The organism is Streptomyces sp. NL15-2K (assembly GCF_030551255.1).
In the GTDB taxonomy this organism is placed as follows: Bacteria; Actinomycetota; Actinomycetes; order Streptomycetales; family Streptomycetaceae; genus Streptomyces.
Genome location: NZ_CP130630.1, coordinates 4,720,930 through 4,740,071, shown reverse-complemented (window position 1 = coordinate 4,740,071; position 19,142 = coordinate 4,720,930). Strand labels below are relative to the sequence as shown.

General features: G+C 70.6%; 13 protein-coding genes and 1 tRNA gene. 6 read left to right on the top strand and 8 right to left on the bottom strand.

All coding sequences use genetic code 11. The features are described 5' to 3' along the window. The first annotated feature begins 20 nt into the window (after nucleotides 1–20). Both Q4V64_RS21010 and Q4V64_RS21005 read left to right on the top strand, forming a co-directional pair. Complete coding sequence (locus Q4V64_RS21010) at nucleotides 21–1,277, top strand: alpha/beta hydrolase (protein WP_172629305.1); 1,257 nt, start codon at nucleotides 21–23, stop codon at nucleotides 1,275–1,277. After that, the gene (locus Q4V64_RS21005) at nucleotides 1,274–5,590 is read left to right on the top strand and encodes a caspase family protein (protein WP_172629306.1); all 4,317 of its coding nucleotides are present in this window, start codon (nucleotides 1,274–1,276) and stop codon (nucleotides 5,588–5,590) included. Before Q4V64_RS21010 ends, Q4V64_RS21005 begins: the two co-directional genes overlap by 4 nt. Before the next feature lie 24 nt (nucleotides 5,591–5,614). On the opposite strand, the gene pth is transcribed toward Q4V64_RS21005, so the two are convergent. From pth to Q4V64_RS20975, 6 genes are all read right to left on the bottom strand, one after another. Further along, nucleotides 5,615–6,217, bottom strand: a complete 603-nt coding sequence (pth, locus tag Q4V64_RS21000) for an aminoacyl-tRNA hydrolase (RefSeq protein WP_124441594.1) — start codon at nucleotides 6,215–6,217, stop codon at nucleotides 5,615–5,617. A 69-nt stretch (nucleotides 6,218–6,286) separates the two neighbouring features. Further along, entirely contained in the window at nucleotides 6,287–6,880 is a 594-nt protein-coding gene (locus Q4V64_RS20995; protein ID WP_124441595.1) for a 50S ribosomal protein L25/general stress protein Ctc, read from the bottom strand. A 216-nt stretch (nucleotides 6,881–7,096) separates the two neighbouring features. Continuing rightward, nucleotides 7,097–8,077: a ribose-phosphate diphosphokinase gene (locus Q4V64_RS20990; RefSeq protein ID WP_124441596.1), complete on the bottom strand. Its 981-nt coding sequence runs from the start codon at nucleotides 8,075–8,077 to the stop codon at nucleotides 7,097–7,099. A 149-nt stretch (nucleotides 8,078–8,226) separates the two neighbouring features. Further along, nucleotides 8,227–9,675 (bottom strand): bifunctional UDP-N-acetylglucosamine diphosphorylase/glucosamine-1-phosphate N-acetyltransferase GlmU, encoded by a 1,449-nt coding sequence (glmU, locus tag Q4V64_RS20985; RefSeq protein WP_124441597.1) that lies wholly within the window; start codon nucleotides 9,673–9,675, stop codon nucleotides 8,227–8,229. A 118-nt stretch (nucleotides 9,676–9,793) separates the two neighbouring features. Beyond that, nucleotides 9,794–9,865, bottom strand: a tRNA-Gln gene (locus Q4V64_RS20980). A gap of 14 nt (nucleotides 9,866–9,879) precedes the next feature. Continuing rightward, a complete protein-coding gene (locus Q4V64_RS20975; protein WP_172629307.1) occupies nucleotides 9,880–10,749 on the bottom strand; it encodes a hypothetical protein in 870 nt (289 codons plus the stop codon). Nucleotides 10,750–10,910: 161 nt separating this feature from the next. Here Q4V64_RS20975 and Q4V64_RS20970 point away from each other — a divergent pair, with 161 nt between their 5' ends. Next, nucleotides 10,911–12,224, top strand: a complete 1,314-nt coding sequence (locus Q4V64_RS20970; protein ID WP_124441599.1) for a histidine kinase — start codon at nucleotides 10,911–10,913, stop codon at nucleotides 12,222–12,224. Between the two features lie 47 nt (nucleotides 12,225–12,271). Here the strand turns inward: Q4V64_RS20970 and Q4V64_RS20965 are convergent, their stop codons facing one another. Both Q4V64_RS20965 and Q4V64_RS20960 read right to left on the bottom strand, forming a co-directional pair. Next, the gene (locus Q4V64_RS20965; RefSeq protein WP_124441600.1) at nucleotides 12,272–12,766 is read right to left on the bottom strand and encodes an SUKH-3 domain-containing protein; all 495 of its coding nucleotides are present in this window, start codon (nucleotides 12,764–12,766) and stop codon (nucleotides 12,272–12,274) included. Nucleotides 12,767–12,924: 158 nt separating this feature from the next. Further along, a complete protein-coding gene (locus Q4V64_RS20960) occupies nucleotides 12,925–13,473 on the bottom strand; it encodes a YwqJ-related putative deaminase (protein ID WP_124441601.1) in 549 nt (182 codons plus the stop codon). Between the two features lie 331 nt (nucleotides 13,474–13,804). Here Q4V64_RS20960 and Q4V64_RS20955 point away from each other — a divergent pair, with 331 nt between their 5' ends. From Q4V64_RS20955 to Q4V64_RS20945, 3 genes are all read left to right on the top strand, one after another. Further along, nucleotides 13,805–14,842 carry an SMI1/KNR4 family protein gene (locus Q4V64_RS20955; RefSeq protein WP_124441602.1) on the top strand — a complete coding sequence of 346 codons (1,038 nt, stop codon included), beginning with the start codon at nucleotides 13,805–13,807 and terminating at the stop codon, nucleotides 14,840–14,842. A gap of 8 nt (nucleotides 14,843–14,850) precedes the next feature. Further along, nucleotides 14,851–18,045 carry an SUKH-4 family immunity protein gene (locus Q4V64_RS55110; protein WP_124441679.1) on the top strand — a complete coding sequence of 1,065 codons (3,195 nt, stop codon included), beginning with the start codon at nucleotides 14,851–14,853 and terminating at the stop codon, nucleotides 18,043–18,045. A 195-nt stretch (nucleotides 18,046–18,240) separates the two neighbouring features. Beyond that, complete coding sequence (locus Q4V64_RS20945; protein ID WP_124441603.1) at nucleotides 18,241–19,128, top strand: cellulose-binding protein; 888 nt, start codon at nucleotides 18,241–18,243, stop codon at nucleotides 19,126–19,128. The last annotated feature ends 14 nt before the right edge of the window (nucleotides 19,129–19,142 follow it).

Here is a 19,142-nt window from a genome sequence, read left to right as displayed (position 1 = left end):
CGGGACGAGGGGGGAGTGGCATGACCGGGCTGATGTTCGTCCACGGCACCGGGGTCAGACGCAAGGCCTACGACAAGACCACAGCCGAACTACGCAAGGGGCTCGCGCACATCGCACCGGACACCAAGGTGCACGAGTGCTACTGGGGTGACGTCTTCGGCGTGCACGAGGGGCAGGGCCGGACGACCGTACCGGGCGCGGCAAAGACCGTCCGTACCGCAGCGAAGCCGACCGCTGCGACGGCCGGCACCACGGTCGGGAAACCGTCCGAGGAAACGTCCGCCGACCTGCCCCCCGACGACGAGGCCGCCAACATCTGGGGCGTCCTCTACGACGCCCCCCTCACACCCCTGCGCCCACCGGCGCCGGACGACCAGGCCGACATCGCCCGGGCGTTGTACGAACGCCCCCGCCCCGGATTCGCCGACCAGGCCCGCGCCCTCGCCGCCGAACCACCGGCCGATCTCGCCGCGCTCCTCGACGTGGCCGGCGCACGCGCTGAGTTCACCGACGCCATGACCGCCGTCCTCGACAGCTCCGCCGGCCAGGAGGCCCTCACCCACGGCCTGCCCGCAGGGGAGCTGCCCACCGCCGTCGCCACCGCCGTCGTCGCCCACCTGCTCAGTGGCGCCATCCGCGACGGCAGCCCCCCGCCCTGGTCCCCCGCACAGCGCGACGAGGCCGTCCGCCTCCTCACCCAGGCCCTCGGCGGCGGAACCGTACGCGGCGTCCTCGGCGGCACCTGGACCGTGCTCGCCCACCTGGGCGGGATGCGCTACCTGATGTGGAAACGCGCCTCCATGACGGACAAGGCCCACCCCAAAGCCGGCGACATCCTCAAATACCTCGCCCGAGGCGACGGACTGCGCACCCACATCCGGCAAACCGTGACCGACGTCGCCGCACAACACGGCCCCGTCGTGCTCGTCGCCCACAGCCTCGGCGGCGTCGCCGCCGTCGACCTGCTCGCCCGGCACGAACTGCCCGGCGTACGCCACCTAGTCACCGTCGGCTCCCAAGCCGCCCACCTCCACGAACTGGGCGCCCTGCCCTGCCTCGACCCCGGCAAACCCCTGCCCGAACACTTCCCGTCCTGGACCAACGTCTACGACAGGCGCGACCTGCTCGCCTTCCTCGCCGAGCCGGTCTTCCCCGGCCGGGCCAGGGACATCGAGCGCACATCGGGACAGCCCTTCCCCGCCTCCCACAGCGCCTACTTCAGCAACCCCGACCTCCACACACTCCTCGCCGGCATCCTCAGGGAAGGCGAGGCGTGACCGAGCCCCTCCCCGACATCGACCCACGGCGCACCCACGCCGTCCTCGTCGGCGCCGAACAGTACGCCACCCGCCACAACCCGCTCCCCGGAGCAGCCGCCGACGCACTCGGCCACGCACGGTGGCTGACCGAGAACGGCGTCCCCGCCGACCACATCCACCTGTGCGTGTCCCCCCTCGACGCCGCCCGCACCGAGGAGGAGGCCCGGCACCTGGGCATCACCCGACTGCGGACCGCCACCGAGTCGGACGTCCGCGACGCTCTCGTCAGCCTGCACGGCCAACAGGCCGACCTGCTCTGGTTCGCCTGGAGCGGCCACGGCGTGCACCTCCCACCCGACGGTGTCGAACTCCTGCCGTACGCCGACGGCAGCTGGGCCCTGGACACCAAAAGCCTGCGCGACTCCCTGCTCCACGACCCCGGCTACGACGGCATCGCCCGCAAAGTGCTCCTCATCGACGCCTGCCGCCTCGTACCCCCCTCCACAGCCATGGCCCACGGCCACGGAATCAACAGTTTCCCCAACACCGTCCCCCGGCCCAGGCCACCCACCCTGCTCATCGCCCTCAAAGCCACCCAGGCCGGAAGCGCCGCATACAGCGGCTCCGAAGGCGGACTGTTCACCCGCACCCTCCTCGACCAACTCCGTGACCACCAGGCATGGCCACCCGACCTCACCCACGTCGCCGAAGCCGTCCGCGCGGCCCTGCGCGCCGAGGGCAGCCAAAGCATCAGCATCGACGACGAACACTGGACCGGCCCCCGCCTGCGCCCCACACCGTCCGTCAACCGGCCCGACTGGCTGCGCACCCACGACGAGGCCCTCACCCGGCTCGGCGCCAAGGGCAGATTCCTCACCGACAACGGCCTGCCCTACCTGCCGCCCGACCCCCGCCACAAAGCCTCCCCCGACCGCATCCTCGCCGACCTCACCGGCAGCAGCGACTCCACCGGCTTCGGGGCACCTCTACGCGGCGTCCTCCTCACCGGTCCCGCCGGCGTCGGCAAGACCCGCACCTGCTTCGAAATCGCCCAACGCGCACTGAGTAAAAAGTGGCAGGTCTTCCACCCACAGCGAGACGCCGGCCTGAACGCCGAACAACTCCTGGACGGCGTCCGCGAAGCCGTCGGACCCGAGGGCCAAGTCCTCCTCGTCCTCGACTACCTCGACAGATACGGCAACCTCGACCTGGCCGACCTGAACGCCCTCCTGCACACCGAGGCCGAGCACGGCCTGCGCATCGCCTGCGTCGCCTCCGTCCGCCCTGGCGCCCTCGAAACCCTCGGCAACCGCGGCTACCGGGATCTCTTCACCCGCGTCGAACTCCGCAACGACGACGAACGCGAACAAGCCGTCGCCCAGCGCATCTTCGAAAAGGTCGCCGAAAACGCCCTCGGCATCCTCGGCGACGAGAAGATGGCCGCCCTCTGCTCCACCCGCCCCATCCTCGCCCTGTTGCTCGCCCTCGAACTCGAGCGACTGGCCGACGCCCGACGGCTCGACCCCTCCGCCACCGATGCACCCCGCCCCGACACCCTCATCGGCTGGTTCGTGAATCGCACCGGAGAGGAATTCGGCGCGGCATCCGACCGTGCGGAACTCCTCGCCGCGGCCGCCGCGACCCTCGCCTGCGTCCACACCCGCGACGCCGTCGAACAGGCCGCCGACACCCTGCTGCACCACCACACGAACACCCCCGGCGTCACCGGCGCATGGGTCGTCGCCCGTCTCAAATCACACGGATGGCTGGTCACCGCGGCCGAGCAGCCTGAAGAGACCCTCGACACCTTCCACGACATCGTCACCGACCTCTTCCTCAGCCAGACCTGCCTTCCCGACCACTACACCTTCGCCCCGGACATCCCCCCACAGTTCCTGAACGCCCTCCGCGGCGACATACGCTCCCTGCACCGCGCCGTAGAGCACCTCGACCGCTGGGGCTCCGACCTCGAGGACACCCACCACCGGGAACTCGCCCGAGCCTGCGCCACCTGGCTGGGGGCCAACACCGCAACCGTCCTCGGCCTGTTCCGCGACAACCCTGTCGAAGGCATGTCCACCCTCCTGGCGATGATCTCCGCCACCCCCTGGCGCCGAGCAGTCGTCGACCGATGGCACACCCTCGTCACCCCTTGGCTGGAGGGAGCCGACCCCACTCGCATCCGTACCTTCCTCACGGGCGCCGCCCTCAACTGCGGCCGTGCCCCCACCGCCCTCCTCGAAGCCGCCCAGGAATGGCTCGATCGGCACGCCGACCAGGACCCCGACGCCATCCACCTCATCAACGCCCTCGCCCGCGCCACCATCGGCCCCGACCGCCCCACCGACGACTACGAGCGGTACGTCGCCGCCCCCGCCCGCACCTGGCTCGACCGGCACGGCACCACGCGCGAAGGCCGCGTCCGCCTGCGCACCCTCCTGCGCCACACCGGACACCGCCCCGACATCGCCGCTCACGCCGCCCACACCGCCGTGCAACTCGCCGACGACCTCAGCCAGGAACTCGCGACCGGACGCCTGCTCACCACCCTCCACCGCACCGAGCACATCCCCGCCACCGACCGGGCCCGACTGGCAAAAGCCACCCACGAGTGGCTGACCAAATACGGCACCCACGACCAGGCCACCTACCTCTACACAGCGGCCCTCCCCAGCCCCCACCTGCCCCGCGTCGACCCCATCGCCGCGTTCGCCCTCACCTGGCTGCACTGCCGCAGCGACAGCACCGACGCCAGCTACGTCCTGAAAGCCCTGCTCAAAACCCCTGACCTGCACCCCGACACCGTCGGCCGAACAGTGCGGTACGCCCACACCTGGCTCTCCGACCCGAAGAACGGGCTGGACGACGACGCCTCCTTCGTCCTCGCCCCCCTGCTCCACGAGGCCACCCTCACGGCCGCCCCCGAATCCGCCCCGGACAGCGTCGCAGCCGCACTCGCCTGGCTCGAACGGCACCCGCTCCTGCCGACGGCGACCTTCGTCCTGCGCCACCTCCTGAAGTACCGGGACAGCACCACCACCGACCCCGACCACCCCAGCGTCACCGACATCGCCGTCTCCGCCACCTTCACCTGGCTCACGGCCAACCGGACATGGGACCGGCAGCTCCTGGGCCCCTTCATCGCCCGCACCAGCGACATGCACCAAGAGCAGCGGCAGAAGGCGGCGGAAGCGGTCCTCGCACGCATGCCCACCACCCCGGACACGGACCTGGACGACAGCTTCGTCCTGCAAGAACTCCTGCGAATGAACGGCCTGCGCGGTGACCAGCAGGACGACATCCTCCGGCACGCACGCACCTGGCTCGAAGCCCACCCCCAGGACCCCCAGGCCTCCTTCGTCATCGCCCCCTACCTCTACCGCGTGCTCCACGGCCAGAACTCGGACGCCGTCAAGGCCGGCGTCGATCGGGCGCTGCGCTGGCTGGCGAAGAACGGCGACAGCGACAGAGCCGTCTACGTACTCGACGCCCTCCGCTCCGCCCGCAAAACCGTCCCCGACGACCTCGACACGACGACGCTCACCCGCCTCACCCTGCACTGGGTCCGCGCCTGCCCCACCCATGACAAGGCCCTCCCAGTCCTGGAAAAGGCACTCAGAAAAGCCGACGAACTCGGCGACGACGGGGCCCGGGCAGTGCTCGAGGCGGTCCAGGCCCGGCTCGCCGCACGCGACCGCACACAGGAAACCGCCGACGAAGAGAACAGCCTCCTGGATCTGCTGTTGAGCACGAGCCTGAAATACCCGGACATCTGGCCCCCCGCCGCCCGGTGCGCGAGGAACAGACTCGACCTCGACCACCCCTTGCCGAGCGACAACCGAGTGCTCCGCAGACTCCTGGCCCACTGTGCGGACGACGAGAACCCCGACCCCGACCTGGTGCGCGCCGCACTCGACTGGCTGAAGGCCTACGCCCCCAACGAAAGGGCGGGCAACCTGCTTGTCGCGCTGCTGGACCTACGCAACCCCCCGCACGGCACACGCCTGGCCACGATCGAGCACTCGATGAACCAGCTCCGGTCACCGCACGGCACCAGCCAGACCGCCGGATACCTCCTGGAACACCTTTTGATCAGCCTGCGGAGGACTCCTCCTCCGCACCCCGACGTCCTCCCCGTGGCACTCGCCTGGCTACGCGAACACGCACCCCGACGCAGAGCAAAACACGTCCTGCGGACGCTCGCCGCCTACGATTCCGCCGCCCCCCGCCACCCCGACGTCAGAACCCAGGCCGACCGCTGGCTCGCCGCCCACCCCGACGCCACGGAAGACATCCAGACCAGCCTCGCGGCCTACCTGCCCCCCACCTGACCACGTCCGACGCTGTGCGCACCCTCAGGAGTTGTACGTCCCCTGCGCCCGCTCCAGCCCCTCGATCACCAGGCACTCCACGGCATCCGCCGCCCGGTCCACGAAGTAGTCCAACTCCTTGCGCTCCGCCGACGAGAAGTCCTTCAGCACGAAATCCGCCACCGGCATACGACCCGGAGGACGCCCGATCCCGAACCGCACCCGGTGATAGTCGGACCCCATCGCCTTCGTCATCGACTTCAGCCCGTTGTGACCGTTGTCCCCGCCACCGAACTTCAACCGCAGCGTGCCGAAATCGATGTCCAACTCGTCATGGACGGCCACGATGTTCGCCACAGGCACCTTGTAGAAGTCCTTCAGCGCGTTCACCGGCCCGCCCGACAGATTCATGTACGACATCGGCTTCGCCAGAATCACCCGCCGGTTCGCCGGCCCAGGCGGCCCGATCCGCCCCTCCACGACCTGCGCCTGCGCCTTACCGGCCCGCTTGAACCTGCCCCCGACCCGCTCCGCGAGCAGATCGGCGACCATGAACCCCACGTTGTGCCGGTTGCCGGCGTACTCGGGCCCCGGATTTCCCAGCCCCACGATCAGCCAGGGCGCGTTGGCATCGGTCGTCACGTGCATGTCTCCTTGATACGCGCCAGCCGCTGCCCCCACGGGGAACAGCGGCTGACGAAACGACGAAGGTGAGGATCAGGCCTCGGCGGCCTCTTCGCCCTCGGCCTCACCCTCCGGGGCCTCCTCCGCCTGCGCGGAAAGGATCTGCAGGACGACCGTGTCCCCGTCGACGGCCAGCGTGGTGCCGCTCGGCAGCGGGATGTCCTTGGCCAGGACCGAGTCACCGGCCGCCAGACCCTCGATGGAGACCGTGACGGACTCGGGGATGTGCGTGGCCTCGGCCTCCACCGGCAGCGCGTTCAGCACGTGCTCCAGCAGGTAACCGCCCGGCGCCAGCTCACCCTCGGTGTGGACGTAGATGTCGACGTTGACCTTCTCGCCGCGCTTCACGAGCAGCAGGTCCACGTGCTCCAGGAAGCCCTTGATCGGGTCACGCTGCACGGACTTCGGAATCGCCAGCTCGTTCTTCTTGCCGTCGATGTCCAGCGCGATCAGGACGTTCGGCGTACGCAGGGCAAGAAGCAGGTCGTGACCCGGAAGGGTCAGGTGCACCGGGTCCAGACCGTGGCCGTACAGAACACCCGGGACCTTGCTGTCGCGGCGGATACGGCGGGCAGCGCCCTTGCCGAACTCGGTACGCGTCGCGGCGGCGATCTTCACCTCGGACATGTGATCACTCCTCGTAGAAACCAGTAACGGACGTGGTCACCCGGCCACGAACGGCCTGCTACGAAGAGCGCGTCGATAACGGATCGCCGAATCCACCGCCGTAAGACGGAGAACGGCCTCCCTCGCCGAGCAACTTCAGCAGTCTACTCGGCGAGGAAGGCCGTACCCAAAAGGATCTTGTGAGGGGTCCCTACCGTCCCTACTGCTCGACTGTCCCTACTGCTCGTCGAACAAGCTCGTCACCGAACCGTCCTCGAACACCTCACGCACCGCACTCGCGATCGTCGGCGCGATCGACAACACCGTGATCTTGTCCAGGCCATCGCTCAGCTCACCCGGAGTCGGCAGCGTGTTCGTGAACACGAACTCACTCACCCGGGAGTTCTTCAACCGGTCCGCCGCCGGACCCGACAGCACACCGTGCGTAGCCGTCACGATGACGTCCTCCGCGCCGTGCGCGAAAAGAGCGTCCGCGGCCGCGCAGATCGTGCCACCCGTGTCGATCATGTCGTCGACCAGCACACACACACGCCCCTTGACCTCACCCACCACCTCGTGGACGGTCACCTGGTTCGCCACATCCTTGTCACGCCGCTTGTGCACGATCGCCAGCGGCGCACCCAGCCGGTCGCACCACCGGTCCGCGACCCGCACCCGGCCGGCGTCCGGGGACACCACCGTCAACTTGCCCTTGTCCACCTTCTCGCCCACATAGTCCGCGAGAAGCGGAAGCGCGAACAGATGATCCACCGGCCCGTCGAAGAACCCCTGGATCTGATCGGTGTGCAGGTCCACGGTCAGAATGCGATCCGCACCCGCCGTCTTCATCATGTCCGCGATCAGACGCGCCGAAATCGGTTCACGTCCACGGTGCTTCTTGTCCTGCCGCGCGTAACCGTAGAACGGCACGATGACCGTGATGGAGCGCGCCGACGCCCGCTTCAGCGCGTCGATCATGATCAACTGCTCCATGATCCACTGATTGATCGGAGCCGTATGGCTCTGAATCACGAAGCAGTCCGCACCACGCGCAGACTCCTGATAACGCACATAGATCTCGCCGTTGGCGAAGTCGAAGGCCTTGGTCGGGACAACCCCGACACCCAGCTGGTGGGCGACCTCCTCGGCAAGCTCGGGGTGGGCGCGGCCGGAGAAGAACATCATCTTCTTCTCGCCGGTCGTCTTGATCCCGGTCACAGCACTGTCTCCTCAGAGGTCTCACAACTGGTACCGAACAACCCTCTCAGCTGGCTGCGAGAGGCCGTCCCGGCTGGTGGGGTGCAGGTGTCCACTTATGTGGATGTGCACTTATCACGGTACGCCGTGTCCGGCGTGCCCGTTTCCGGTCAGTCTTCGCCATCCCCCTGGCGGGAGGCCTCCTCGGCCGCCTTCGCAGCCGCGCTCCCCGGACGCTTACGAGCCACCCAACCCTCGATATTCCGCTGCTGACCACGGGCCACGGCCAACGAACCCGGCGGCACATCCTTCGTGATCACCGAGCCCGCCGCGGTGTACGCGCCGTCCCCGACCGTGACAGGAGCCACAAACATGTTGTCCGAACCGGTACGGCAGTGCGAACCCACCGTGGTGTGGTGCTTGGCCTGCCCGTCGTAGTTCACGAACACACTCGCGGCACCGATGTTCGTGTACTCACCGATGGTGGCGTCACCGACGTACGAGAGGTGAGGGATCTTGGTCCCCTCGCCGATGGAGGCGTTCTTGGTCTCCACGTACGTCCCGATCTTGCCCTTCGGACCCAGGCACGTACCCGGCCGGAGGTAGGCGAACGGCCCCACACTCGCCTGCGGACCGACCTCCGCACCGTTGGCAACCGTGTTGTCCACGCGAGCGCCGGCCCCGACACGAGTGTCGACGAGGCGGCTGTTGGGGCCCACCTCCGCGCCCTCACCCAGATGCGTGGAACCGTGCAGCTGAGTACCCGGGTGCACGACGGCGTCCTGCTCGAAGGTGACAGTCACGTCGACCCAGGTCGTCGCCGGGTCGATGACGGTCACGCCGGCCAGCATGGCCTCGGTGAGCAGCCGGTCGTTGAGAATCCGGCGCGCCTCGGAGAGCTGCACCCGGTTGTTGATCCCGGCGATCTCCCGGTGATCGGCGGCCACGGAGGCACCGACCCGGTGACCGGCCTCACGGAGAATCCCGAGGACGTCGGTGAGGTACTCCTCACCCTGACTGTTGTCCGTACGGACCTTCCCGAGCGCGTCCGCGAGCAACTGCCCGTCGAACGCGAACACCCCGGAGTTGATCTCCCGGATGGACCGCTGCGACTCGGAGGCGTCCTTGTGCTCGACGATCGCGGTGACGGCCCCGGAGGCGCCGTCGCGCACGATACGGCCGTAACCGGTGGCGTCCGGCACCTCGGCGGTGAGCACGGTGACCGCGTTGCCGTCGGCCGAGTGGGTGGCGGCGAGGGCCTGAAGCGTCTCGCCGGTCAGCAAGGGCGTATCCCCGCATACGACGACCACCGTCCCGTCGACGGAACCGCCGAGCTCCTCCAGCGCCATGCGTACGGCGTGCCCGGTGCCGTTCTGCTGCGCCTGCACCGCCGTGCGGACCTCGGCGTCGATCTCGGCGAGGTGCGCGGTGACCTTCTCACGGGCGTGGCCCACGACCACGACGAGGTTCTCGGGCCGCAACGCACGCGCGGCGGCGAGCACATGGCCCACGAGGGAACGGCCACAGATCTCGTGCAGGACCTTGGGTGTGGCCGACTTCATACGGGTGCCCTCACCCGCTGCGAGAACGACGACGGCTGCCGGGCGAATGGCGCTCACGGGGTTGCCCTTCGGCTTTGGATGGGTGGGGGTTGGACATCCGCAGGATACCGGGGGGTTTCGTGAGGGTTATGAGTAAGGGCCCTGACAGGTCAGTCAGGGCCCGAACCGAGCATTGCTCCCCCGCCAGGACTCGAACCTGAAATACACCGTCCAAAGCGGAGTGTGTTGCCGATTACACCACGGGGGATTACCGAGGGCAGCCTACGCGGTTCGCCGCTTGGCCTCCACCACCATGCCAGACCACCAGCCTTCGATACGACGGTACAGGTCGGCTCCTCCCCGGGCATCGACACGGAGGCAGCCGTAGTAGGTCTCGTTTGTGTTCTTCCGGTTCGTGCTGGGTTTGTGCTTCTTGAGTGTCGTCTTGAGAAGCGCTGATCGTTCGACGCCGACATGATCTGCCCAGAACTGCTCGGCGCTTGCCACGTCGGCGGTCTCGTGGATCTGCACGGCGAACCTGAGGCGTTCCGGCTCCACCCCGAGCAGATTGAGCCAGGCCAGGAAGAGGGTGATCATGCCGGGGTCGCTGTTCACGAAGGTGACGCGCTCCTGTCGCCGGTACGGCTTGCTCTTCGAGCCCTCGGCCCAATAGAGGCCGATGCCCACCAGGAAAAGCTCGCGGTCCGTCAGCTGCCCGATCTCTCGCGCCGCCGACTGCTGGGTCCGCTGGCGCTCCTCTTCCCGCAGACGCAGTGTGGCTTCCCAGCCGCGCTTGGCGATCGCCGATGCCTCCTCCCGCGTCCGCTTCCGACGCTCCGGCTTCGGCAGATCCCGTACCCACAACGAGATCGAACTCTTGGAGCACCCCAGCTCCACCTGGATCTGGTCGTACGTCCAGCCCTGGAGCCGCAGTTCCCTCGCCCTGTCCCTCAGGTCGTCCTTCGCGTTCGGGCGCTTCGTCCATTCCGGAGGCGGCTCGCCCTCCAGGAGGCGGTTGAGGATGTCGTTGTTGTCGACGTGCAGTCGGTCGCGGATCTGGCGTCGGCTGAGTCCCTCGCGCCGCAGCCCCACCGCCCGCTCCCGCAACCCCTCGAAGTCCGCGTACTTGCCATGCGCATGTGCCATACGCATACCGTCCGGCCGGAATCCGATCTTCCGGGGTCGAACGGTGAGCGATTCAGCAGTTCGAGGGATTTCAGGCGGAATCGTCGCCGTTCGATCACGGAGTGTGGTGTGGGCCAGGCGTCGAAACTCACCGGAAAAGGGGCGCCGGGCGCCCGTAGGCTGGAGGCATGACCACGACGGGGGAAGACCACACGACGGCCTTGGGAGGGCCGTGGTGGTGGGTGCGGCGGCGAAGTGCGGCGTTGGATTTGAGTCTGGCGGTGGTGTCGTCGGCGGAGTGCGCGGTGGAGGGGTATCCCTTCGCGCGGGACGCGGGGATTCCGGTGGCCGCCGGGATCGTGTTCGGGCTGTTGGCCGGCTCTGTGCTGGTGGTGCGGCGCAGGTGGCCGGTCGCGGTGGTGCTGGTGACGATCGCGATCACGCCTGCTCAGATGGGTTTCCTGATGGGCATCGTCGGCCTGTACACGTTGGCGGCGTCGGAGTTGCCGCGGCGGATCATCGGATCGCTGGCGGGGATGTCGCTGGTGGGGACGTTGATCGTGACGTTCGTGCAGGTGCGGCAGGACATGGCGCAAGGGGAATTGACGATCGGGGACTGGTTCGTCCCCTTCGCGGCGATCACGATTTCGCTGGGGCTGACCGCGCCGCCGGTTCTGCTGGGTCTGTACATAGGGGCGCGGCGGCGGTTGATGGAGAGTCTGCGGGAGCGGGCGGACAGTCTGGAGCGGGAGCTTCAGTTGTTGGCGGAGCGGGCCGAGGAGCGGGCCGAGTGGGCGCGGAATGAGGAGCGGACTCGGATCGCGCGGGAGATGCATGACGTCGTCGCTCATCGGGTGAGCTTGATGGTGGTGCATGCGGCCGCGCTGCAGGCGGTGGCTCGCAAGGATCCCGAGAAGGCTGTGAAGAATGCCGCGTTGGTGGGGGACATGGGGCGGCAGGCGTTGACCGAGTTGCGGGAGATGCTCGGGGTGCTGCGCAGCGGGGACGGCGGTGTGGCGCGGCGTGAGGGTGTGCCGTTGGCGGCGGTGGGGGTGGCCGCTGCTGCGGCGGCGTCGCGGGTGTCCGATGACGAGGGTGGGGCGGAGGGGCCTTGTCTGTCGGATCTGGAGGTGTTGGTGGGGCAGTCGGCGGCCGCGGGGATGGTGGTCGATCTGTCGGTGGAGGGTGAGGCGCGGTCGTATGCGGCGGAGATCGAGCAGACGGCGTTCCGTGTGGTGCAGGAGGCGTTGACGAACGTCCACAAGCATGCGGCGGGGGCGAAGACGCATGTGCGGTTGGCGCATCGGGCGTCGGAGATCGCGATGCAGGTGGAGAACGAGCCGCCGGACGAGGTGTCGTCGGCCTCGTCGGCGCGGTTGCCGTCCGGCGGCAATGGGCTGGTGGGGATGAAGGAGCGGGTTTCGGCGCTGGGCGGTGTGTTTGTGTCGGGGCCGACGGATGCGGGGGGTTTTCGGGTGTCGGCGGTGCTTCCGGCGTCGTGACCGCGTAGGCGCCGTGCGGTCGGTCGCGTGGCCGCCGCTGCCGGGGCTCAGTCGGCTGTCAGGCGGCTGGGTTCTATGCCGGAGACGAGGGTGGCGAGGGCCTGGTCGAGGTCGGGGCCGAGGTACCAGTCGCCGGTGTGGTCGAGGGCGTAGACGCGGCCGGCGGTGTCGATGGCGAGGAGTGCTTGGGTGTCGGTTTCGGCGCCGAGGGGGCAGACCTGGGTGTCGAGGGCGCGGCCGAGGTCGCCGAGGGTGCGGGCCATGTGGAGGCCGTGCAGCGGGTCGAAGTGGAGGGCGGCGGGGGCGATCTGGCGGCCGGGTCCGGTGGGGGTGATGTGGAGGCCGCCGAATTCGGCCCAGGCTTCGACGGCTGCGGGGAAGACGGCGTGCCGGTGTCCGGCGGGTGAGGTGTGGTCGCGCAGGGCGTCGGCCCAGATTTCGGCCTGCTTTATGTCCCAGCGTCCGGGTTGCCAGCCGGCGGCGCGCAGGGCGGCGTCGACGGGTACCGGGAAGCGTGTGGTGGAGGTGCGGTCGGGGTGCATCTGCCGTTCGTTCGTCGAGGTCAGGGACCAGCGCTGGTGGCGCTGTCGTGCGGTTTTCCTTGCTGTGGGGGATGTGAGGGGTGACGGGGTGACGGGGTGACGGGGTGACGGGGTGATGGGGTGATGGGGTGACGGGGTGATGGAGGGTGTGTTGCGGGTCAGCCGGCTGTCGTCGTGGGGTCGACGATGCGGACGCCGAAGTGGGCGCTGAGGGCTGTGCAGGCGCGGCAGGGTGCGGCGAAGCTGCCGTGGAGGGGGTCGCCGTCCTCGCGGATGCGTCTGGCGGTGAGTTTGGCCTGTTTGAGGGCTTTGCGGGCTTCGCCGTTGGTCATCGGTCTGCGGGCGGCGCGTTTGCTGCGGGCGGCGTCGGCGGCGGCGATGTGACGGGAGATGAGCATGGTTTCGGCGCAGCGGCCGGTGAAGCGGTCGCGCCCGGCGCTGGGGAGGATGTCCAGGAAGTCCTGGACGAGGGGGTGCAGGGCGGGTGGCTGGTCGCCGCGGGCGGCGGTGCCGGTGAGGGTGGCGCCGCGGACGGAGAGGGCGGCGGCGACGGTGGGGAGTATGCCGTCGCGGCGGTGGCGCAGAGCGGGGGCGTGCGGGGTTTCGGTGCTGCTCCAGCCGATGCGGGGGTCGCCGGACGCGGCCGCGGGCGTGCCTGGTCGCGGTGCTGCTTGTGGTCCCGTCTGCGTCGTGTTCATGATCGTCATCCCCTCCCGAGCATCCCCCCGGCGGAGACAGACTGCCAAATGGCGAGGCTGGTGGGGAAGCTGGGGCTTCGCGACACGCCCGGGTTTGGGCGGGCTGTCACGACGGGGTGACGGCTGGTCACGGAAGCGGAGGGTCGCTGACCGGGGCCCGGTGACCGGTGTCGTCGTACCGCATAGGCTGTCCGCACCGCGATCCACGCGGTTTCCGCGTGGAGGGTTGACGAAGAGAAGTCGAGACGGAAGTCGAGACGGACGAGACAGTCGATACGGGGCGTAGTGGGCCAGAGCTGGTCACTGCGGTTCGTACAGAATGCCGCAGGGGGCAACCGCCATGACGACAGGTCGGCTCGGGCTGGGGGCACCTCCCGGCCGCCAGGCTGGGGGACAAGCCGCGCCGCCGAACGCGGCCTACGCCGGGCAGGTCGTGCACTTCCCGGATCCGGTCCGGGCGGCCCGTCACCCGAGAGGGGTGCGGGTGGACGAGCGCGGCTACCCCGACTTCTCGCCCTACGCGCGTGCGGCCGCGGAGATCGCCGAGCCGCCGGAGGGTTTCGGGGTCGACGAGTTGCGGCTGACGGATTACGTGTCGGCGAACGCGGCGCTGGCGGCGAGTGGGCACGAGTTGTGGGACACGGTGTCGGCGGTGGCGACGCCGCACGGCTTGACGTGGCATCACATGGTGGGTTCGCGGCACCTGGTGTTGGTTCCGGTCGAGGTGAAGGCGTTGCTGCGGCATCACGGTGGTATCGCGGTGGCGCGTGTCGATCAGAACAAGCGGGGGACGCGGCCGCTTCAGGAGACGCGTCCGGTGCATTTCCGGCTGCCGAAGTCGGGTGTGGCGGTGACGGAGTCGCAGGTGCAGGGGGTCGAGGAGGACCTCGGGTACCGGCTGCCGGGTGCGTACCGGTCGTTCTTGAAGGCGGCGGGCGGGTGTGCGCCGGTGGGGGCGGCGTTGGACGCGGAGTTGGGGCTGCTGGTGGACCAGCCGTTCTTCACGGTGCGGGACGAGGCGGCGGTCAATGACCTCGTGTACGTCAACAAGTGTCTGCGTGACCATCTGACCAAGGACTATCTGGGGGTCGGGTTCGTGCAGGGCGGGTTGCTGGCCGTGAAGGTGAAGGGCGAGCGGACCGGTTCGGTGTGGTTCTGCGCGTACGACGACGCGCGGGACGTGGATCCGGCGTGGCCGCCGGCGGAGCGGGTGGAGCGCTTGTTGCTGCCGTGCGGTGAGGATTTCGACGCGTTTCTGTCCCGGCTGGCGGGCAATCCGCCGGAGTTGGAGACGGTGGCGAATCTGATGGTGGACGGCGGATTCGCGCGTGCGGTGCCTGTGGATGCGGCGGCCTCGGCGCCTTCGGTGGGGGAGTGAGCTTCGCGATGGTGACGTTCGCACAGGCGCAGGAGCGCGCGGAAGAGTGGATCAACGGGGATGTGCCGTCGTACCAGCATCGTGAGGTGCTGGTGCGGGAGTTCGAACTCGGGTTCGTGGTGTGGGCCGAGGACCGTGCGGACGGGCCGCGTTCGGACGGGGGCGCGCAGCGGCTGGTGATCGCGCGGGACAGCGGGGAGGCCACGCTGTGGCCCTCGCTGCCGGTGGGTGAGGTGATTCGCCGGTACGAGGAGGAGTACGGCCGCCCGAACGGCGCGGCCGAACCGGCGCCGGCGCCTGCGGCTCGGGTGGACCTGAATCAGACGTCGTTCTTGTTGACTCCGCCGGAGTGGTTGCAGGAGGCGGCGGACAAGTTGGGGATTCCGGATCGGCGGGGGGCCGGGGGTGCCGGGTCGGGTGCCGGTGCGGCTGCTGCCTCGACGGGCGGTGGTACGCCGTCGTTGCCTGAGACGTGGGGTGGTCAGGAGGCTGGTGCTGGTGCTGGTGCTGGTGCTGGTGCTGGTGCGTCGAGTGGCGGGCCGGCGCCCGCGCCGCCGAGTGCGCCGGGCGTGCCGGCCGGGGCGACGCCCTGGGCCGGGACCGACACCAACGCGGACGCCGGTGAGGACCGTTCCGTGCCGCTGCCCGCGACCGTGTTCGCGCCGCCGCTGAGCGGCGCCGACGACGGGCCTCCGCCGCCCACGGCGACGCCGGACGCCAAGACGGCCCTGATATCGGGCGGCAGCCGGCTTCCGCCGACGGCACAGGCGCCGGCACTCGACGACCCGGACGGGTCGGGTGCGTCGTCTCCGGGTGGTCCGGGTACGCCGCCTCCGGGTGGGCCGGGTGGGGGTGCTACGCCGCCGCCTCCCTCTCCGTCGTCGTACGGGTATCCGCAGGGTTCGGGCGCTGCGGGTGCGCCGCCTCCGGGTGGGTCGGCTGGGGGTGTTACGCCGCCGCCTCCCTCTCCGTCGTCGTACGGGTATCCGCAGGGTGGGGGTGTTCCGGGTACGCCGCCTCCGGGTGGTGCGCCGGGGGCTGTGCCTCCGCCGCCGCCGGGTGCGCCGTCGTACGGCTATCCGCAGGGGTCCGACGGTGGTGCGGGGGTTCCTCAGCCTCCGGCTGCCGGGGCCGGTGCTCCGGGGCGGCCGCTTCCGCCGAATGCCGGGGACATCGCCGATGCAGCGACGAGCAAGGCGGCGCCTCCGCCGCGTCGTGGGGGCGCGGGTGCGAACCCGCCGCCTCCGCCGGGCGCCCCGGGGACGCCGGGAGCGCGGCCGGGCAGCACGCCTGCGCCGTCCGGGCCCGGTGCGCCGGGTGCACCGGCGGGCGGGTACGTGCCGACGCAGCTCGTATCGGCGCTCGGCCCCGACGGGCCTGAGGGTCCCGGATCGGGACCTGGGGCTCCGCAGGGACCTGGTGCCCCGCAGGGACCTGGTGCCCAGCAGGGGCCGGGGGCACCGCACGCTCCGGGCCCGCCGAACCCGCCTGGTGCGCCGCACTCGCCCGGTACGCCGAATACTCCGGGAGCCCCGAATCCTCCCGGTGCGCCGAACCCGCCCGGTGCCCCGAATCCTCCCGGCGCCCCGGGTGCGCCCGGTGGTACGCCTCCGGGCGGTGTGCACCAGGCCGCCACCATGCTTGCCGATCCGGGCCGGATGGGCCCGGGTAGAGGTGCGCCGCAGCCTCCGGGCGCCCCGGGCGTGCCTGGTGCCCCGGGTGCGCCCAAGCCGCCGGGTGCTCCCGGTGCTCCCGGTGCTCCGGGGGCACAGGGTGCCCCTGGCTCCCCCGGCGCACCCCATCCCCCGGGCGCCCCGGGCATGCCTGGCGCCCCGGGCGTGCCGCAGCCTCCGGGCGCTCCCGGTGTCCCCGGCACGCCGCCCGGTGCCCCCGGCACGCCGCCCGGTGCCCCCGGTTCGCAGGGCTCCTCCGGTGGTGCGCGAGGTGCCGTGCACCACGCGGAGACCGTGCTGTCCGCGCCCCCGGCGGGCGGCCCAGGCACGCCTCCTCCGCCGCACGCCCCCGGCGTACCCGGCATGCCTCCGCCGCCCCCGGCCCCCGGCGGCCCTGGCATGCCCCCACCGCCGGCTCCCGGTGCCCCGGGTATGCCTCCCGGCGCTCCCCAGCCGATGCCCCCCGGCGCGATGCCGCCGCCGGGTGCCATGCCGCCGCCCGGGCAGGCCGTGCCCGGACAGCAGCCGTCGTACGGCTACCCGGCCCAGCAGGCGCCGCCGACCGTCGGCCCCGGCTATCAGGCCGTACTGCGGTACCGCGCGCAGGACGGTTCCGAGCAGCAGCTGATCCGGCGTTCGGCGCCGGGTACGCCGCACCCGGAGTGGCAGATCTTCCACGAGCTGCGCGCCATGAACGTGCCGCCGGATCAGGTCCTGGAGCTGCACACGGAGTTGGAGTCGTGCGAGCTGCCGGGTGCGTACTGCGCGCGGATGATCCGGGAGCAGTGGCCGCAGGCGCGGATCACGAGCATCGCGCCGTACGGCACGGATCACGCGAGCCGGCAGCAGGGCATGCGGCAACTGATCGCGCACCAGGGCGAGCTGCACCAGGTGGCCGACGGGCCTGCCCGGCCGGCGCCCATCCGCGCGCCGCTTCCCCAGGTGCAGCCTGCGCCGCCGATTCCGCCGGAGGGTGTGGCGCAGGAGCTGGCGGGGGCGTTCGGGCCGGGGCTCTTCCGGTTCGAACAGGCTGCCGTGTCCCGGCAGGGTGTGCCGCCGGTCGTGGCGCACTCGCTGGTGGTGGCGGGGCTGCCGACGGACATGGGGCCGTTCTTCTGGGCGCAGTCCCAGCCGGGGCGGCCGGTGCCGACGCTGGCGGAGCTGGCGGCCGAGCGCGGGGTGCAGCCGGCCTCGGACGCGGGTTCGTACCTCGTCATGGGCAGCGACTTCGGCAAGGCGATCTGCGTGCAGTACGGGACCGCGAACATCGTCGCCGTGCCCGTGGAGGCGGGGCCGGGCGGTGGGCCCGTGCCGCCGCAGTTCGTGAACACGGGGCTGCCCGAGTTCCAGCGGTGCCTGGCGCTGCTGGGCCGGATGTGGCGGCTGAGGTTCGGGCTGAACCAGGAGCAGGCGGGCCGTTGGACCGTCGACTTCCAGGCCCAGTTGGCCGCGCTCGACCCGGCGGCGCTCGGTTCGCCGGAGAGCTGGTGGTCGGTGCTGCTGGAGCAGATGTGGGACGGGTTGTTGTGAGGCGCTGAACGCCCGTACGTGGGGCCGGGCCCGGTCGTGTGACCGGGCCCGGCCCTCTCGCGTGCGCGGGAAGACGGTGCGCGGGCAGACCATGACCTGCGCGCGGAGTGTCGCGTTATGAACACTTCCGTCCGATACATCAAGATATGCGCGAAATCATTATGTCGCGTTCGTTCGGCGGAGAGGGGTTCCAGGATGAGCAGCGGATCGGTGCCGCCACGCGGTTTCGAGGCTGTACGGGGGCGCGGCTACCGCCCCGAGCAGGTCGACGCGTACACCGACGCCCTCTCCCGGAACCGGGACGCCGCCTGGGAACGCGCCGCCCGGCTGACCGTGCTGGCCAGGGAGATGGAGGAGGAGCTCGTAGAGCTGCGGGAGACCGTGGCGGCGCTGCCTCCGCAGACGTACGAGGCGCTCGGGGAGGGCGCGCGGCGGCTCTACCAGCTCGTCCAGGAGGAGGCCGAGGCCGTGCGGGAGAGCGCGCGGCAAGAGGCGCAGCGCCTGGTCGAGGAGGCGCGAGAGTACGCGGACGGCCTGCGCGAAGCCGCGCAGGCGCACGCCGATGCCGTACGCGCCGAGGCCCTGGAACGCGCCCGGCAGCGCCTGCTCGCGGCGCGCGCCGAGGCCGACGAGATCCGTATCGGCGCCCGGCGCGAGGTGAAGGAGTGCCGCGGTGAGGCGATGGCCGCGTTGCGCGAGATGCGGCAGCGCACCACCGGGATGCTCGCCGAGCAGGCCAAGGAGCACGCCGAGCGGTGGGCCGAGTCCGAGCGCGAGGCGGAGGAACGGTCGGCCGCGCTGGACACCCGGAACGCCGAGCGGCTGGCGCGGGCCGAGGCGGCGCTGGCGGAGGCGGAGCAGGCGTTCGCCGAGGCGCAGGAGTCGGCGCCGCAGCGGCAGGAGGATGCGCGGGAGCGGGCCGTGGAGGTCGTGGCCGAGGCTCGGGCGCGGGCGGAGCGGATCGCCCGGGAGACGGAGCGGGTGCTGCGGGAGCACGGGGAGAGGTGGGACGACATGCAGGCGCAGATGGATCACGTACGGAACAGCTTGGCGGCGTTGACGGGGCGGGCGCCTATGGAGTGAGCCGATGGAGTGAG

What these genes read in the sequence shown, in the direction of transcription:
- Q4V64_RS21010 (WP_172629305.1), top strand. Translation starts at nt 21, where the DNA reads ATGACCGGGCTGATGTTCGTCCACGGCACCGGGGTCAGACGCAAGGCC.
- pth (WP_124441594.1), bottom strand. Translation starts at nt 6,217, where the DNA reads ATGCACGTGACGACCGATGCCAACGCGCCCTGGCTGATCGTGGGGCTG.
- Q4V64_RS20995 (WP_124441595.1), bottom strand. Translation starts at nt 6,880, where the DNA reads ATGTCCGAGGTGAAGATCGCCGCCGCGACGCGTACCGAGTTCGGCAAG.
- Q4V64_RS20975 (WP_172629307.1), bottom strand. Translation starts at nt 10,749, where the DNA reads ATGCGTATGGCACATGCGCATGGCAAGTACGCGGACTTCGAGGGGTTG.
- Q4V64_RS20970 (WP_124441599.1), top strand. Translation starts at nt 10,911, where the DNA reads ATGACCACGACGGGGGAAGACCACACGACGGCCTTGGGAGGGCCGTGG.
- Q4V64_RS20965 (WP_124441600.1), bottom strand. Translation starts at nt 12,766, where the DNA reads ATGCACCCCGACCGCACCTCCACCACACGCTTCCCGGTACCCGTCGAC.
- Q4V64_RS20960 (WP_124441601.1), bottom strand. Translation starts at nt 13,473, where the DNA reads ATGACGATCATGAACACGACGCAGACGGGACCACAAGCAGCACCGCGA.
- Q4V64_RS20955 (WP_124441602.1), top strand. Translation starts at nt 13,805, where the DNA reads ATGACGACAGGTCGGCTCGGGCTGGGGGCACCTCCCGGCCGCCAGGCT.
- Q4V64_RS55110 (WP_124441679.1), top strand. Translation starts at nt 14,851, where the DNA reads ATGGTGACGTTCGCACAGGCGCAGGAGCGCGCGGAAGAGTGGATCAAC.
- Q4V64_RS20945 (WP_124441603.1), top strand. Translation starts at nt 18,241, where the DNA reads ATGAGCAGCGGATCGGTGCCGCCACGCGGTTTCGAGGCTGTACGGGGG.